This is a genomic window from Pseudoxanthomonas broegbernensis, from assembly GCF_014202435.1.
GTDB classification, from domain to species: Bacteria; Pseudomonadota; Gammaproteobacteria; order Xanthomonadales; family Xanthomonadaceae; genus Pseudoxanthomonas; species Pseudoxanthomonas broegbernensis.
In genome coordinates this window covers 38,092-53,656 of the sequence record NZ_JACHGU010000002.1, presented here as the reverse complement: position 1 = coordinate 53,656, position 15,565 = coordinate 38,092, and the positions used below count along the sequence as shown (strand labels likewise).

15 protein-coding genes and 1 pseudogene are annotated in these 15,565 nt (G+C 72.4%); 7 read left to right on the top strand and 9 right to left on the bottom strand.

The window, feature by feature from the left end; all coding sequences use genetic code 11:
* Positions 1-112 precede the first annotated feature (112 nt).
* Entirely contained in the window at positions 113-1,288 is a 1,176-nt protein-coding gene (locus tag HNR76_RS03735; protein WP_162310989.1) for a UbiH/UbiF family hydroxylase, read from the bottom strand.
* Positions 1,285-2,490: a 2-octaprenyl-6-methoxyphenyl hydroxylase gene (ubiH, locus tag HNR76_RS03730; protein ID WP_162310990.1), complete on the bottom strand. Its 1,206-nt coding sequence runs from the start codon at positions 2,488-2,490 to the stop codon at positions 1,285-1,287. Before ubiH ends, HNR76_RS03735 begins: the two co-directional genes overlap by 4 nt.
* Positions 2,491-2,660: 170 nt before the next feature.
* On the opposite strand from ubiH, the gene HNR76_RS03725 reads away from it, so the two are divergent.
* Together HNR76_RS03725 and HNR76_RS03720 are read left to right on the top strand one after the other, a co-directional pair.
* Positions 2,661-3,254, top strand: a complete 594-nt coding sequence (locus HNR76_RS03725) for a hypothetical protein (protein ID WP_162310991.1) — start codon at positions 2,661-2,663, stop codon at positions 3,252-3,254.
* Between the two features lie 28 nt (positions 3,255-3,282).
* On the top strand, positions 3,283-3,846 hold the full coding sequence (locus HNR76_RS03720) for a cob(I)yrinic acid a,c-diamide adenosyltransferase (protein ID WP_162310992.1): 564 nt from the start codon (positions 3,283-3,285) through the stop codon (positions 3,844-3,846).
* An 87-nt stretch (positions 3,847-3,933) separates the two neighbouring features.
* Here the strand turns inward: HNR76_RS03720 and HNR76_RS03715 are convergent, their stop codons facing one another.
* The 4 genes from HNR76_RS03715 to sucC all read right to left on the bottom strand — a co-directional run bounded on the left by HNR76_RS03715 (position 3,934) and on the right by sucC (position 7,762).
* Positions 3,934-4,593 carry a hypothetical protein gene (locus HNR76_RS03715; RefSeq protein WP_162310993.1) on the bottom strand — a complete coding sequence of 220 codons (660 nt, stop codon included), beginning with the start codon at positions 4,591-4,593 and terminating at the stop codon, positions 3,934-3,936.
* Between the two features lie 19 nt (positions 4,594-4,612).
* Positions 4,613-5,122 carry a sigma-70 family RNA polymerase sigma factor gene (locus tag HNR76_RS03710; protein WP_246429003.1) on the bottom strand — a complete coding sequence of 170 codons (510 nt, stop codon included), beginning with the start codon at positions 5,120-5,122 and terminating at the stop codon, positions 4,613-4,615.
* A 423-nt stretch (positions 5,123-5,545) separates the two neighbouring features.
* Complete coding sequence (gene sucD, locus HNR76_RS03705; RefSeq protein ID WP_162310995.1) at positions 5,546-6,418, bottom strand: succinate--CoA ligase subunit alpha; 873 nt, start codon at positions 6,416-6,418, stop codon at positions 5,546-5,548.
* Between the two features lie 180 nt (positions 6,419-6,598).
* Entirely contained in the window at positions 6,599-7,762 is a 1,164-nt protein-coding gene (gene sucC / locus HNR76_RS03700; RefSeq protein WP_162310996.1) for an ADP-forming succinate--CoA ligase subunit beta, read from the bottom strand.
* A 182-nt stretch (positions 7,763-7,944) separates the two neighbouring features.
* Between sucC and HNR76_RS03695 the strand changes: the two genes are divergently transcribed.
* From HNR76_RS03695 to HNR76_RS03675, 5 genes and pseudogenes are all read left to right on the top strand, one after another.
* Positions 7,945-9,546 carry a sensor histidine kinase gene (locus tag HNR76_RS03695; RefSeq protein ID WP_162310997.1) on the top strand — a complete coding sequence of 534 codons (1,602 nt, stop codon included), beginning with the start codon at positions 7,945-7,947 and terminating at the stop codon, positions 9,544-9,546.
* 55 nt (positions 9,547-9,601) lie between these two features.
* A complete protein-coding gene (locus HNR76_RS03690) occupies positions 9,602-10,987 on the top strand; it encodes a sigma-54-dependent transcriptional regulator (protein WP_162310998.1) in 1,386 nt (461 codons plus the stop codon).
* 79 nt (positions 10,988-11,066) lie between these two features.
* Positions 11,067-11,849, top strand: coding sequence for a 16S rRNA (adenine(1518)-N(6)/adenine(1519)-N(6))-dimethyltransferase RsmA (gene rsmA, locus HNR76_RS03685; RefSeq protein WP_162310999.1), 783 nt, complete (start codon positions 11,067-11,069; stop codon positions 11,847-11,849).
* A gap of 192 nt (positions 11,850-12,041) precedes the next feature.
* On the top strand, positions 12,042-12,428 hold the full coding sequence (apaG, locus tag HNR76_RS03680; protein ID WP_162311000.1) for a Co2+/Mg2+ efflux protein ApaG: 387 nt from the start codon (positions 12,042-12,044) through the stop codon (positions 12,426-12,428).
* 13 nt (positions 12,429-12,441) lie between these two features.
* Positions 12,442-13,278, top strand: a pseudogene (locus tag HNR76_RS03675) (symmetrical bis(5'-nucleosyl)-tetraphosphatase); the annotation flags it as partial.
* 69 nt (positions 13,279-13,347) lie between these two features.
* Here the strand turns inward: HNR76_RS03675 and HNR76_RS03670 are convergent.
* The 3 genes from HNR76_RS03670 to lgt are packed head-to-tail and all read right to left on the bottom strand — an operon-like array spanning position 13,348 to position 15,523.
* Positions 13,348-13,842, bottom strand: coding sequence for a dihydrofolate reductase (locus HNR76_RS03670; protein ID WP_162311002.1), 495 nt, complete (start codon positions 13,840-13,842; stop codon positions 13,348-13,350).
* A gap of 5 nt (positions 13,843-13,847) precedes the next feature.
* The gene (locus HNR76_RS03665; RefSeq protein ID WP_162311003.1) at positions 13,848-14,642 is read right to left on the bottom strand and encodes a thymidylate synthase; all 795 of its coding nucleotides are present in this window, start codon (positions 14,640-14,642) and stop codon (positions 13,848-13,850) included.
* Positions 14,639-15,523: a prolipoprotein diacylglyceryl transferase gene (lgt, locus tag HNR76_RS03660; RefSeq protein WP_162311004.1), complete on the bottom strand. Its 885-nt coding sequence runs from the start codon at positions 15,521-15,523 to the stop codon at positions 14,639-14,641. Before lgt ends, HNR76_RS03665 begins: the two co-directional genes overlap by 4 nt.
* Positions 15,524-15,565: the final 42 nt, after the last annotated feature.

Here is a 15,565-nt window from a genome sequence, read left to right as displayed (position 1 = left end):
TGCCTGCTTGGGCAAGGCGCCTCGGGTCGTCCACTGAAGTGGGCTCCCACGTCGAGGCCACGCAGCACCGGGCTGCGCAGGCGCCGGCTCCAGCCGGCGGCGCGGACGAACCTCAGGCGCCGGCCGCGTGCCGCCACAGCGCGCGCTGCAGCGGCGGCAGCTTGCCGGCCAGGCCCAGCAGCGGGCCGCGCAGCAGGGTCGCCAGCGGGTCGGTGTTGGAGAACAAGCGGTCGATGCCCTCGAAGGCATGGGCCGAGACGGTGTTGTCGCTGAGCCGGCGCCGCGCCCAGCGGGCCAGCCGGTGCGGGGCGGCCCAGTCGGCGCGGCGAAGCGCCGCGGCCTCGACCTCCGCCGCCAATGCGGCCACATCGCGCAGGCCCAGGTTCACGCCCTGCCCGGCCAAGGGATGCACCACGTGCGCCGCATCGCCCAGCAGCAACAGTCGCCCGGCGACCTGGCGCCGGACCAGTTGCCGGCGCAATGGGAAGGCCGCCCGTGCCGATACCGGCACCGCACGCCCCAGGCGCGCGGCGGAAGCGTCGGTCAGCGCGGTGGCGAAGGCCGTGTCGTCCAGCGCCAGCACGCGCGCGGCGTCGGCATCGGGCAAGGTCCAGACGATGGACGTGCGTCCTCCGGCGAAGGGCAGCAGTGCCAGCGGCCCGGTGGGCAGGAAGCGCTGCCATGCGGTATCGGCGTGCGCATGCTCGGTCTCGACATAGGCGACCACGCCGCGCTGGCGGTAATCGTGCGCGTCCACCTCCAGGCCGGCCAGGCGCCGCAGCGCCGAGCCGGCGCCGTCGGCCGCCACCGCGATCCGCGCCTCCAGGCGCGTGCCATCGTCCAGGCGCAGGCGCACGCCGGCCGCGTCCTGTTCCATCGCCTCCACCCGGGCCGGGCTGTGCAGGCGCACACCGGCGGCCGCCAGCGCCGCCCACAGCCGGTCCGCCAGCAGGTCGTTCTCGACGATCCAGCCCAGTTCGGCGCGCGCCAGCGCCGCCGCATCGAAGTCCAGTTCGCCGCCGCCCGCCGCGTCCCACACCCGCATCCGCCGGTACGGCTGCGCGCGCGCGGCCAGCACCTGCGGCCACACGTCCAGCCGCTCCAGCAGCGCGGCGTTGTCCGGCGCCAGCGCGTACACCCGCAGGTCCGGCCGCGGCGCCGACCAGCGGGGCGCCGGCCGCGGCTCCGCCAGCGCCACGTCCAGGCCGGCGCGGGCCAGGGCCAGCGCGCAGGCCGCGCCGACCACGCCGCCGCCGGCCACCGCCACGTCCAGGCGCGCGCGGCTCACCGGCACAGCTCCGGCACGTCGCCGCGGAAGCCCATCGCGCCGCCGACCAGCCAGGACTGCAGCCAGCCGCCGCTGTCGGCGGCCAGCAGCCCCAGGCTGCGCAACGGCCGCAGCAGCGGCGCGGGGTTGGCGGTGACCCGGGCCAGCCCGTCGGAGAAGGCCAGGGTGCGCTCGCGGTCCTCGCGGCGGCGCTGCGCATGGCGGTCGAGCAACTCGGCATCGCCAGGATCGCCGGTGCCGGCCGCGTGCAGCAGTTCGGCCAGGGTCAGCGCGTCGCGCAGGCCGAGGTTGAAGCCCTGCGCGCCGATCGGATGGATGGTCTGGGCGGCATTGCCCAGCAGCACCGCGCGCGGAGCGGCCAGCGCCTCGGCCAGCACCGAGACGATCGGGTAGGCGCTGCGCGGCCCGGCATCGAGAAAACGTCCGGCGCGCCAGCCGAACACGCGCTGGATGCGCGCGATCCAGGCCGCATCGTCCAGCGCGGCCACCGGCCCGGCCTGCGCGGCCGGCACGCCGTGGACCACCCCATAGGCGCGGTCGCCGCGCGGCAGCAGCGCGGTGGGGCCGCTGTCGGTGAAGCGCTCCCAGGCGGTGCCGTCGGGCGCACGCTCGGCGCGCATCCGGGCCACGAACAGGGCCTGGCCGTAGTCGTGGCTGCGCACGGCAATGCCCAGCGCCTCGCGCAGCGCGCTGCGGGTGCCGTCGGCGGCGACCAGCAGCCGCGCCTGCAGCCGCAGTTCGCCCTGGTCCGTGGCCAGGCGCACGCCGCGCGCGCCGGTGCCGGCCTCGCCTTCCAGCGCGACGAAGCGCGCCGGCCGGTAGCGGGTGAGCCGTGGCGACTGCGCCAGCCGCGCCTCCAGCGCCTGGCCGAAGTCGCGCGCTACCACCACCTGGCCGAAGGCGTCGCGCCCGTAGTCGGCCGCCTCCAGGCGCACGCTGCCGAAATCGCCGGCGCGGCTGACGTGGATGCGCCGGATCGGCCCGGCCGGCGCACGCAGCGCGCGCATCACGCCCAGCGCTTCGAGCGCCTTGACCGAGGCGGCGGCCAGGCTGAGGTTGCGCTGGTCGAACACCGCCGGCAGCTCGCCGGGCGGGGTCGCCTCGACCAGGGCCACGTCCAGCGGCAGCGCCTCCAGGGCGATCGCCAGGCTTGCGCCGACCAGGCCGCCGCCGACGATGAGCACGTCATGGGTTCGGATCATCGGCCCATGATACGCGGGCGACCCGCGGACCCAGGCCGCCGCACGCCCGCGCCGTTCGCGACGCGGCCCGCCATGCCCCGCGCCTCCGCGCCGGGCCGCGACAAGCACCGCCGGCGCAGCCCCGGCCACCCTCGGCTAGAATGCCGGCGAGCTTCCACCACCCGTGCGCCATGACCGCCACCACCCCACGCGTCTTCGTCCTGTCCGTCCTGGTCCTGCTGATGGCCGCCTCGCGCGCCCACGTGTTCGACCATTTCTCGCCGCCGGACGCGACCTGGGCGGCGTTCTTCATCGCCGGTTTCCACCTGCGCGGCTGGGGCCGCTGGGTGTTCCCGCTGCTGACCGCGCTGGCGGTGGCGGTGGACTGGTACGTGATCTCCGGCCAGGGCATCGATTTCTGGAACCACTACTGCGTCTCGCCCGGCTACTGGGCCCTGGTGCCCGCCTACGGCGCGATGTGGGCCGGCGGCGCCTGGATGCGCCGCCGCTATGCGGGGGCGAACTGGGAAGCGCTGGGCCGCCTGGCCGCCGCACTGGTGGCCAGCGTGGCGGTCTGCCACCTGATCGCCCAGGGCGGCTTCTACTGGACCAGCCCGGTGGTCGCCGAGCCGACCCTGGCCGGCTGGTGGAAGAACTACACCGACTGGCTGCCGCCCTACATGGCCACGGCCGGCACCTACGTGGCCATCGCCGCGGCCTTGCAGGCCGCCGCCGAGCGCATCGGCCCGCTGCTGCGCGACCGCCGCGACCGCGGCGCGCACTGAAGCCGCCGTCGCGGCGCCGCAAGCGGCCATGGGCAATCGCCTCTCGAAGATCTACACCCGCACCGGCGACGACGGCAGCACCGGCCTGGGCGACGGCAGCCGCACCGGCAAGGACTCCCTGCGGGTGGGCGCCTATGGCACCGTCGACGAGGTCAACTCGGCCATCGGCGTGGTCCTGGCCGCGCCCGGCGTGCCGGCGGACGTGCGCGAACTGCTCACCGCCATCCAGCACCAGCTCTTCGACCTGGGCGGCGAGCTGTGCATCCCCGGCCACGCGGCGATCGCCGCGGCCGACATAGATGCCCTGGAACGCCACCTGGACCGCCACAACGCAACGCTTCCGCCGCTGAAGGAGTTCATCCTGCCGGCCGGCGGCGAGGCGGCGGCGCGCTGCCACCTGGCCCGTACCCTCGTGCGCCGCGCCGAGCGCGAGGCGGTGGCGCTGTCGCGCGTGGAGGACGTGCGCGGCGAGGCCGTGCGCTACCTCAACCGCCTGTCCGACCTGCTGTTCGTGCTGGCCCGGGTGCTGGCCCGCGCCGACGGCCAGGGCGAGGTGCTGTGGCGGCACGAGCGCCGCAACGCGGCCGACTGAACCCGGCGCAGGACCGTGGCGCAAGCGACGGCCGCGACTCCCATTCCCCGGACCGGATGCCGCACCGGCACGATGCCCGGACCGCCTTCACTCGCGCTCGAATTCGGCGATCTCGCCCAACAGCGCGCGCGCGCGCTCGACGCCCGCGTTGTCGAACGGCCCGGCCGCATTCCGGGAGCGGGCCCGACGGTGCGCGCGCCAGGCCAGCGCATACGTCGCCAGCAGGCCGGCCACGCCGATGGCCAGGCTGATCGCCACCCAGCCGGGCGTGGGCCCGGGCTGGCCGCGGGTACCGAACCCGGCGAACGCCACCACCACCGGCAGCCACATGATCCACCAGGGCGCGCCGCAGACCGCGGCGTTGAACACATGGAAGCCGCGCAGGCGCGACAACTGCTTCTGGATCCGCAGCACCGGCGCGGCGTAGTCGATCGTGCCCAGCAGCCCCAGGGTGATGCCGGCCAGCGCCGCGTGGGCCACGCCGAAGGCGTGCACCAGCAGGCCGCTCCAGAACAGCCCCGGCACGCCCGTGTTGCCGGTCCAGCAACCCACGCCCAGCACGATCAGGCCGATGCCCAGCAGCATCTGCAGGGCCTGCGTCCACGCCAGCGGGCGCAGCCCGGAGCGCAGCCGGTCCAGCTTGCGTTCGCGCAGCAACTGCCACTGGATGGTTTCCTGCCGTTCCAGCCGTTGCCCCAGCACCTGCCAGGCCTGCTTCAGTTCGTCGAGTTCCATGGTGGCATCCATCGGTTGTTTTCCTGTGGGGTCACGGCCGCGGGGAAGCGCCGGCGAAATCGCGCAGGCGCTGCTTGAGCCGGCCGATGCGGGTGGTGACGTTGCTTTCGCCGATGCCCAGCACCTCGGCGATCTCGCGGCCGCTGCGTTCCTCCAGGTAGAGCAGCAGCAGCGCGCGGTCGAGCGCACCGAGCGTGGCCATGAAGCGCTGCAGCAGGCGCAGGCGCTCGTGGGTCTCCGGATCGAACGCGGCCCCGCCCGCCAGGCTGTCGATGTGGTCGTCCAGCGGCACCGAGTCCTGCCGCCGCGACTGGCCGCGCAGGAACGAGATCGCGGTGTTGAGCGCGATCCGGTACATCCAGGTGGAGAAGCTGCGCGACGGGTCGTAGTCCGGCCACGCCCGCCACAACTGCATGGCGATCTCCTGGGCCAGGTCGGCACGGTCCTCGGCGCCGCGCGCGTAGCTGCCGGCCACCTTGCGGACGATGCCGCGGTGCCGCTGCAGCAGCGTGTCGAAGGCCTGTGCCGGGGTTGGGGCCATGCTCGTGGCGAGATCCATGCGGGGCGGGTCCGGAAAGCATTGTGCGTTGTCCAGGTGATTCGCCGCAGCAGGCGGTTTGTCACACCCTCGGCCCCGGCATGGCGCGGCGCGGCCGGGCGGCGGTGTTCCCGGGTGCCGGCTGGAGGCGGCCGGCGGAGGCGCGATGCCGGCCACGGGCACGGCGCGGCCGGCCCACCGGCTCCCACCGCCGTTGCCTTCGCGATGCCCTCCGGAAGCGCCGGGTGCGGCCGGCGGCAGGGTCCACGGGAGCCTGGGACGATCGCCATGCCGGCGGTCGCCGGCGGAAGCCGGCTCCTACACGCGAAGTAGGGCATGCGGCGTCACGGATGCCGGCGATGGAAAAACGACGAGGCCGCCCGGGGGCGGCCTCGTCGATGCCTTGCGTGGCGCGGGAAGCGTGGCTCAGCCCAGGCGGGCCTTGATCGCCGCGCCCAGGTCGCCCGGCGAGCGCACGGTGGTCACGCCCGCCGCTTCCATCGCCGCGAACTTGCCCTCGGCCGTGCCCTGGCCGCCGGAGGCGATCGCGCCGGCATGGCCCATGCGCTTGCCCGGAGGGGCCGAGGCGCCGGCGATGAAGCCCACGACCGGCTTCTTCACGTGCTGCTTGATGTACTCGGCGCCCTCTTCCTCGGCGCTGCCGCCGATCTCGCCGACCATGATGATGCCCTCGGTCTGCGGGTCCTCGTTGAACAGCTTCAGGCAGTCGACGAAGTTCAGGCCGTTGATCGGGTCGCCGCCGATGCCGATGCAGGTCGACTGGCCCAGGCCCACGTCGGTGGTCTGCTTGACCGCCTCGTAGGTCAGCGTGCCCGAGCGCGACACGATGCCGATCTTGCCCGGCTGGTGGATGTGGCCCGGCATGATGCCGATCTTGCACTCGCCCGGCGTGATGATGCCCGGGCAGTTGGGACCGATCAGGACCACGTCGTCGTAGCCGTTGAGCACGTTTTTCACCCGCAGCATGTCCAGCACCGGGATGCCCTCGGTGATGCACACGACGACCTTGATGCCGGCCGCGGCCGCCTCCAGGATCGCGTCGGCCGCGAACGCCGGCGGCACGTAGATGACCGAGGCGTCGGCGCCGGTCTGCGCCACGGCGTCGGCGACGGTGTTGAACACCGGCAGGCCGATGTGTTGCTGGCCGCCCTTGCCCGGGGTGACGCCGCCGACGACCTGGGTCCCGTACTCGACCATCTGCTCGGCGTGGAAGGTGCCCTGCTGGCCGGTGAAGCCCTGCACGATCACCTTCGTGTTCTTGTTGATCAGAACGGACATTGTTTGAAGTCCTCGAATTTCGTAATGGATGCCGGCTCCGGAAACCGGGCATCGGCTGCGCCGATGCCCGGTGCGCGCTTCCACAACCCCCGTCCCGCCGCTTCGCGGCGAGCCACCCCCTTAGACTCAAGGGGGGGGAGGTCGGGATTCACGCCGTATCCGCTGCCGTCAAGATCAGACTCAGGCGGCGACCGCGGCGACCGACTTCTTGGCGCCGTCGTTGATGTCGTCGGCGGGGATGATGGCCAGGCCGCTTTCCTTCAGCAGCTTCTTGCCTTCCTCCACGTTGGTGCCTTCCAGGCGCACGATCACCGGGATCTTGACGCCCACGTCCTTGACCGCGGCGATGATGCCCTCGGCGATCATGTCGCAGCGGACGATGCCGCCGAAGATGTTGACGAAGATCGCCTTGACCTTGTCCGAGGACAGGATCAGCTTGAACGCGGTGGTCACCCGCTCCTTGGTGGCGCCGCCGCCGACGTCGAGGAAGTTCGCCGGCTCGCCGCCGTTGAGCTTGATCACGTCCATGGTCGCCATCGCCAGGCCGGCGCCGTTGACCATGCAGCCGATGTCGCCGTCCATGGTCACGTAGTTGAGGTCGTGCTGGCTGGCCAGCACCTCGGTCTCGTCCTCCTGGCTCTTGTCGCGCATGGCGACCAGGTCCGGGTGGCGGAAGCTGGCGTTGTCGTCGGAATTGACCTTGCCGTCCAGCGCGTACAGGTCGCCGCTGTCCAGGATCGCCAGCGGGTTCAGCTCCACCAGCGACAGGTCCTTGTCGTTGAACAGCCGGTACAGGCCGGTCATGATCTTCACGAGCTGGCCGGTCTGCTTGGCGTTCAGGCCCAGGGCGAAGCCGACGTTGCGCGCCTGGTACGGCTGCAGGCCCTCGACGAAGTTCACGTTGAGGGTCTGGATCAGGTGCGGGGTCTGCGCGGCGACCGTCTCGATGTCCACGCCGCCCTCGGACGAGGCGATGAAGGTGATCGACTTGCTGCCGCGGTCCACCAGCACCGACAGGTAGAGTTCCTTGGCGATCTCGCCGGCCTCGGTGACCAGCACCTGGTTCACCGGCAGGGCCACGCCGGCGGACTGGTAGGTGGCCATCTTCTTGCCCAGCATGCCGATGGCGGCGTTGAACACCTCGTCGGCGGTCTTGCAGAACTTCACGCCGCCGGCCTTGCCGCGGCCGCCTGCGTGGATCTGGGCCTTGACCATCCACGGGCCGCTGCCCAGGGCCTTGGCCGCGTCGACCGCTTCAGCCGGGGTGGACGCGACGCGTCCGGCCGGGACCGGGATGCCGTAGTCGGCAAACAGTTGTTTCGCCTGGTACTCGTGGAAATTCATGCTTCACCAGTGGGGTGGGGAATGACCGCCGGGCACGCGACGAGCCGGCCGGGGGCAGCCGGATGGCGTGCAGGCGGGGGCGGTATTGTCGCCGACCGGCCCCGGCGGTGCAAAACGCGGTCCGCGCCGGGCGCGGGCACGCCGCCTATACTGGCCCGCAGCCGCGAACCCGGGAGCCCCGCTTGCCCCACGCTTCGCTCATCCAGCGCATCGAGTCCATCCCCAAGCGCGAGCTCTATTTCTTCGCCCTGTACCGGGTGCTGGAAGCCGGGCTGGTGGCGGCCCTGGTGTTCAGCCCGCTGCGCGAGATGGTCGGCACGCCGCGCAACGCCGCCCTGGGCGGCGGCGTGGCCGTGGCCTACCTGGTGGCGGCCCTGGGCATGCTGGTGCTGGGGCGCAACGAGCGCTGGCTGGTGCCGCTGGTGTTCGGCGGCACCTGCCTGGACATCCTGGCCGCGACCGTGGCCACCCACGCCCTGCCCATGGTCGGCGCCGGCATCGCGATGATGCTGCTGTTCAACGTGGCCGCGGCGGCCATGCTGCTGCCGCTGCGCTACGGGCTGGCGGTGGCGGTGCTGGCCTCCGGGGCGATGGTGGCCGAGTACGTGTGGTCGATGCTGGATACCGGCCCGGCGCCGCGCTCGCTGGCCGAGCTGTCGATGTTCGTCACCAGCTACCTGGCCCTGGCCTGGCTGGCCCACCAGATCGGCCAGCGCGCCCGCTCCAGCCAGCAACTGGCCGCCCGGCGCACCGCCGAGGTCGCCAACCTGGTGGAGATCAACGAATTGATCATCCGCCGCATGCGCACCGGGGTGCTGGTGGTGGACGCCGACAACCGCATCACCCTGGCCAACGAGGCCGCGTCGCTGCTGCTGGGCGACGGCGCCGGGGCCCGCACGGCCTCGCTGACGACGGCCGCGCCCGAGCTGGCCCGGCGCCTGCTGCGCTGGCGCAACGGCTGGGAGGTGGACGACAGCCCGATGCAGTTGCTGCCCGACCAGCCGGAGGTGCAGCCGCGCTTCGCCCGCCTGCTGGCCGACAGCGACGTGGTCCTGGTGTTCCTGGACGACGCCACCGTGGTCTCGCGCCGGGCCGAGTCGCTGACCCTGGCCGCGCTGGGCCGGTTCTCGGCCAGCCTGGCCCACGAGATCCGCAACCCCCTGGCAGCCATCAACTACGCGGCCCAGTTGCTGGAGGAGTCGCGCGGGGTGGACGACACCGACCGCCGCCTGCTGCAGATCATCCACCAGCAGTGTCAGCGCACCAACGGCATCGTCGAGAGCGTGCTGGGGCTGGCCCGGCGCGAGCGGGCCAACCCGGAGAACATCGACCTGGGCGCGTTCGTGCGCCGCTTCGTGGACGACTACCGGCAGACCCTGTCGATCGAGACCGACAGCCTGGAGGCCATCATCCCGGCGCAGCCGGTCCCCACCCTGGTGGACCCGCGGCACCTGCAGCAGATCCTCACCTCGCTGGTCCACAACGCGCTCAAGTACGGGCGGATCATGGACGAGCCGGCGCGGGTGCGCCTGCGCGTGTTCCAGACCGAGCGCAACGCGATGGTGGACGTGCTCGACCGCGGCCCCGGCATTCCCGAGGGCGTGGCCGCGCAGTTGTTCCGGCCGTTCTTCACCACCTCCGAGCACGGCACCGGCCTGGGCCTGTACATCGCCCGCGAGCTGAGCCGGGCCAACCAGGCCACCCTGGAATACGTGCCGGTGCCCGGCGGCGGCGCCTGCTTCCGCGTGGTCCTGCCAGGCCCGCACAACATGCTGCCGGTATGAGCCGCCGCGCGCCGGCGCTTGGCCCGACCGGTTGACTCCGCTATCGTTTCCCTTCATGAGCCAAAGCCGCAGCGCCCTGATCGTCGACGACGAACGCGATATCCGTGAGCTGCTGGTCCTGACCCTGGGGCGCATGGGGCTGCGTGTGGACACCGCCGCCAACCTGGCCGAGGCACGGGAACTGCTGGGCGGCGGCCGCTACGACCTGTGCTTCACCGACATGCGCCTGCCCGACGGCAACGGCATCGAGCTGGTCGGCGAGATCGTGCGCGACCACCCGCAGACGCCGGTGGCCATGATCACCGCGTTCGGCAACATGGACCTGGCGGTGGAGGCGCTGAAGGCCGGCGCGTTCGACTTCGTCAGCAAGCCGGTGGACATCAACGTGCTGCGCGGGCTGGTCAAGCATGCGCTGGAACTCAACAACAGCGAGCGCTCCCACCCGGCCGCCTCGCCGCAGGACCAGGCCAGCCGCCTGCTGGGCGACTCCCCGGCCATGGCCACCCTGCGCGCCACCATCGCCAAGGTCGCGCGCAGCCAGGCGCCGGTGTACATCCTGGGCGAATCGGGCGTGGGCAAGGAACTGGTCGCCCGCACCATCCACGAGCAGGGCGCGCGGGCGGGCGGCCCGTTCGTGCCGGTCAACTGCGGCGCGATCCCGGCCGAGCTGATGGAAAGCGAGTTCTTCGGCCACAAGCGCGGCAGCTTCACCGGTGCCCACGCCGACAAGCCCGGCCTGTTCCAGGCCGCCAGCGGCGGCACCCTGTTCCTGGACGAGGTGGCCGAGCTGCCGCTGGCGATGCAGGTCAAGCTGCTGCGCGCCATCCAGGAGAAGCGCGTGCGCCCGGTGGGCGCGCCCGGCGAGGTGCCGGTGGACGTGCGCATCCTGTCGGCCACGCACAAGGACCTGGGCCTGCTGGTGACCGACGGCCGCTTCCGCCACGACCTCTACTACCGCATCAACGTCATCGAGCTGCGCGTGCCGCCGCTGCGCGAGCGCACCGGCGACCTGCCGCAACTGGCCGGCGCGATCCTGGCGCGGCTGGCCGCCGGGCAGGAACGCCGTCCGCCGGAACTGACCCCTGCCGCGGTGTCGGCCCTGGCCGGCTACCCGTTCCCCGGCAACGTGCGCGAGCTGGAGAACGTGCTCGAGCGCGCCCTGGCCATGGCCGACGGCGAACGCATCGACGCATCCGACCTGCACCTGCCGCAGGCGCCGATCCGCACCGCCGACAACGGCCCCCCGTCCGCGGCCCCGGAAGCGGTGGTGGACCTGGACCCGGGTACCGGCGCCCTGCCCTCCTACATCGAGCAACTGGAGCGCGCGGCCATCCAGAAGGCGCTGGAGGACAACCGCTGGAACAAGACCAAGGCCGCCGCGCAACTGGGCATCACCTTCCGCGCGCTGCGCTACAAGCTCAAGAAGCTGGGGATGGACTGAAGGCGGCGGGCCGCGCCGTCCCGCGCAAGGTTCGCCCACCGCCGGCCACCGCGGCGCCGGCATCCGGCGATAATGGCGCATGAGCACGAGCCACCTGCCGAAGAAATCGCTGGGCCAGCACTTCCTGCACGAACGCGCCTACATCGAGCGCATCGTCCAGGCCGTGGACCCCAGGCCGGGCGATGCCCTGGTCGAGATCGGCCCCGGCCAGGGCGCCATCACCCTGCCGCTGCTGCGCCGCCACGGTGCGCTGACCGTCATCGAGTTCGACCGCGACCTGATCGCCCCGCTGATGGCGATGGCCGACGGCGTGGGCGAGCTGCGCATCGTCCACCGCGACGTGCTGCAGGTGGACTTCACCGCGCTGGCCGCCGGCGCATCCCTCCGGCTGGTCGGCAACCTGCCCTACAACATCTCCTCGCCGATCCTGTTCCATGCGCTGGACCACGCCGCGGCGATCAGCGACATGGTCTTCATGCTGCAGAAGGAAGTCGTGGACCGCATGGGCGCCGCGCCCGGCAGCAAGGTGTACGGCCGCCTGAGCGTGATGCTGCAGGCCTACTGCCGGGTGCAGCCGCTGTTCGTGGTGCCGCCGGGCGCGTTCCGGCCGCCGCCGAAGGTGGATTCGGCGGTGGTGCGGCTGCTGCCGCGCGACCCGGCCACCCTCGGCATCGACGACCGCGCACGCTTCGCCCAGGTGGTGCGCGCGGCCTTCGGCCAGCGCCGCAAGACCCTGCACAACGCCCTGAAGGAGGTCTGCGACGCCGCCCAGTTCGAGGCCGCCGGCGTCAGTCCCGATGCGCGGGCCGAGCAGATCGAGGTGGCGGCCTTCATCCGGCTGGCGAACGCGAAGCGCGCCTAGTTGCGCAAACGATGTGCCACGGCCCCGAGTAAAGACGGGAGGCCGTCCCGAGGGGTAAGCCATACCCCCATGGCATGGCGGCCCCGTCCGGAGCCGAGGCTTCTGCCGTGCCATACGGCTGCGACTGCGGCCGTGGCCCACGCTCCCCCGCGTCACCTCGGCCGTCACGGCCTTTTTGCTTAAACTGTCGCCATGCAGCAGCCCGATACGCCCTATGCGATCGACGTGGACGTGACTCCGCGCTTCCTCGCCGACCAATCCGAACCGGATGCCGGCCGCTACGTCTTCGCCTACACCATCCGCATCCGCAACCGCGGCAGCGTCGCCGCGCGCCTGATCGCGCGGCACTGGAGCATCACCGACGGCAACGGCCGCACCGAGGAGGTCCACGGCGAAGGCGTGGTCGGCGAGCAACCCTGGCTGCAGCCGGGCGAGGACTACGAATACACCTCCGGCGTGGTGCTGGAGACCGGCGACGGCGCGATGCACGGCAGCTACGACATGCTGGCCGCCGACGGCACCCGCTTCGACGCGCCCATCGCCCCGTTCCTGCTCACCGTCCCGCGGACCCTGCACTGATGGGGCCGCCGCGATGAGCACCTGGGCCATCGGCGACCTGCAGGGCTGCTACGACGCCACCCAGCGCCTGCTGGAGCGGATCCGCTTCGACCCGGCGGCCGACACGCTGTGGTTCTGCGGCGACCTGGTCAACCGCGGCGGGCAATCGCTGGAGACGCTGCGCCTGGTGCATTCGCTGCGCGAGCGCACCGTGGTGGTCCTGGGCAACCACGACCTCTCGCTGCTGGCCGTGGGCGAGCGCCCCATGGCGGAGAAGCGCAAGGTCAACGCCGACCTGCAGCGCGTGGTCCTGGCCGAAGACAGCGACGAGCTGCTGGGCTGGCTGCGCCGGCAGAAGCTGGTGCATGCCGACCGCCGGCTGGGCTGGATGATGGTCCACGCCGGCCTGGCCCCGCAGTGGACCACGCAGCAGGCCGAGCACTACGCCGCGGAAATCGAGCAGCAACTGCGGGGCGACGGCTACCGCGGCCTGCTGCGCAACATGTACGGGGACAAGCCGAACTGGTCGCCGGGCCTGCGCGGCCACGAGCGCTGGCGCGCGATCATCAACTGGTTCACCCGCGCCCGCTACTGCACCCCGCGCGGGCGCATCGCCATCGAGGAAAAAGGCGCGCCCGGCACCCAGGCCGCCGGCCTGTACCCCTGGTACGAAGCGCCCGGCCGGGTCGAGCGCGACCTGAAGATCGTCTGCGGGCACTGGTCCACCCTCGGCCTGACCCTCACCCAGGGCGTGCACGCCATCGACACGGGCGCGGTATGGGGCGGCAAGCTGACCGCGCTGCGCCTGGACGGCGAAGGACTGTGCGTGGTGCAGGTGCCCGGGCGGGACGTGCCGCCGCCGGCCCCGCGCCAGGAGCGCGGCTGAGTTGCGCCGCGCGGCGTCGGCGGCCGGCGGGATGCGGCGCCCGCACTCCGCCGCTCAGCGCCTGAGGTAGTCGGCGAACTCGAACGCATGGGCGTGGCGCGCGTCGGCCGGGTGCGCCCGGCGCGAGCGCTCGCGCCACTGCGCCGGGTCCCATGCCGGGAAGAACGCATCGGCGTCCTCCACCCCCGTGTCCACGTGGGTCAGGTGCAGCGCGTCGGCGCGCGGCAGGGCCAAGGCGTAGACCTCGCCGCCGCCGATCACGCACAGCTCCGGCGCGCCATCGGCCCGTGCCGTGGCGAAGGCCTCGTCCAGCGAGGCGACGGCCCGCATGCCCTCGAACGGCGCCGCGCCGCGCCGGGTGAGCACCAGGTTGGCGCGGCCCGGCAGCGCGCGGCCGAGCGATTCGGCCGTCCTGCGCCCCATCAGCACCGGCTTGCCCAGGGTCAGCGCCTTGAAGTGCTTCAGGTCGTCCGGCAGCCGCCAGGGCAAGTCGTTGCCGCGGCCGATGGCGCCATTGCGGTCCAGCGCCGCGATCAGGCAGACGCGCATCGCGCTCAGACCGCCACCGGCGCCTTGATCGCCGGCAGCGGGTCGTAGCCCTCGATGGCGATGTCGTCGTAGGCGAAGGCGAACAGGTCGGTCACCTCCGGGTTGAGCCGCAGCCGCGGCAGCGCGCGCGGCGAGCGCGAGAGCTGCTCGCGCGCCTGCGCGTAGTGGTTGGAATACAGGTGCGCATCGCCCAAGGTATGGACGAAGTCGCCGACCTCCAGCCCGGCCGCCTGCGCCATCATGTGGGTCAGCAGGGCGTAGCTGGCGATGTTGAACGGCACGCCCAGGAAGATGTCGCCGCTGCGCTGGTACAACTGGCAGCTCAGCCGGCCGCCGGCCACGTAGAACTGGAACAGGGTGTGGCAGGGCATCAGCGCCATCTTCGGCAGGTCGGCCACGTTCCAGGCCGAGACGATGAGCCGCCGCGAATCCGGGTTGCGGACGATCTCCTCCAGCACCCAGCGAAGCTGGTCGATCTCGCCGCCGTCGCCGCCGTTCCAGCGCCGCCACTGCTTGCCGTACACCGGGCCCAGCTCGCCGTGCTCGTCGGCCCACTCGTCCCAGATGCTGACCTTGTTGTCCTTCAGGTAGGCGATGTTGGTCTCGCCCCTGAGGAACCACAGCAGCTCGTGGACGATCGAGCGCAAATGCAGCTTCTTGGTGGTGACCAGCGGGAAGCCTTCGCGCAGGTCGAAGCGCATCTGCCAACCGAACACGCTGCGGGTGCCGGTGCCGGTGCGGTCGGCCTTCTCGGTGCCGTGTTCCAGCACGTGGCCCAGCAGGTCGAGGTATTGCCTCACCGCGCTTCCCCCTGCACCGGCCGCGGGTGCAGCACCGGCGCCCCGCGCGAGCGCCACAGCAGGTACAGGCCCAGCGCCACCAGCGGCAGGCTCAGCACCTGGCCCATGGTCAGCCAGCCGAAGGCCAGGTAGCCGAGCTGCGCATCGGGCACGCGCACGAACTCCACCAGGAAGCGGAAGCAGCCGTACAGCAGCGCGAACAGCCCCGCCACGGCGTACCGCGGCCGCGGCCGCGAGGAGAACCACCACAGCGCCGCGAACATGACCGCGCCCTCCAGCGCGGCCTGGTACAACTGCGAGGGATGGCGCGCGAACGCGTCCAGCGCGCCGGCGTCGAACTGCGCCTTCAGCGCGGCCGGGTCCAGGCTACGGAAGCGCTCCGGCAGGCCGGCCGGAAAGACCACGCCCCAGCCCGCCTCGGTGTACTTGCCCCACAGCTCGCCGCCGATGTAGTTGCCCAGCCGGCCGAAGCCCAGCCCCGGCGGCACCAGCGGCGCGACGAAATCCATGGTGTCGAAGAAGTGCAGCCCCTGCCGGCGCGACCACAGCCAGGCCGCGACGAGCACGCCGAGCAGCCCGCCATGGAAGCTCATGCCGCCGTCCCACACGCGGACCACCATCAGCGGGTCGCGCAACGCCTCGCCCAGGCCGTAGAACAGCACGTAGCCCAGGCGCCCGCCCAGGATCACGCCGAGCATGGCGTAGAACAGCAGGTCGGAAAACGCGTTGGCGTCCACTCCCGGCAGGCGCCCGGCGGCGACCCGGCGGCGCCCCAGCCACCACGCGGCGGCGAAGGCCAGCAGGTACATCAGGCCGTACCAGTGCACCTGCAGCGGGCCGAGCGAGACGGCGATGGGATCGATCTGGTGGAGGACGATCATGGGGCGTGCCGGCCTGGAAGTGGGCCTATTGTGCCCGAGCCG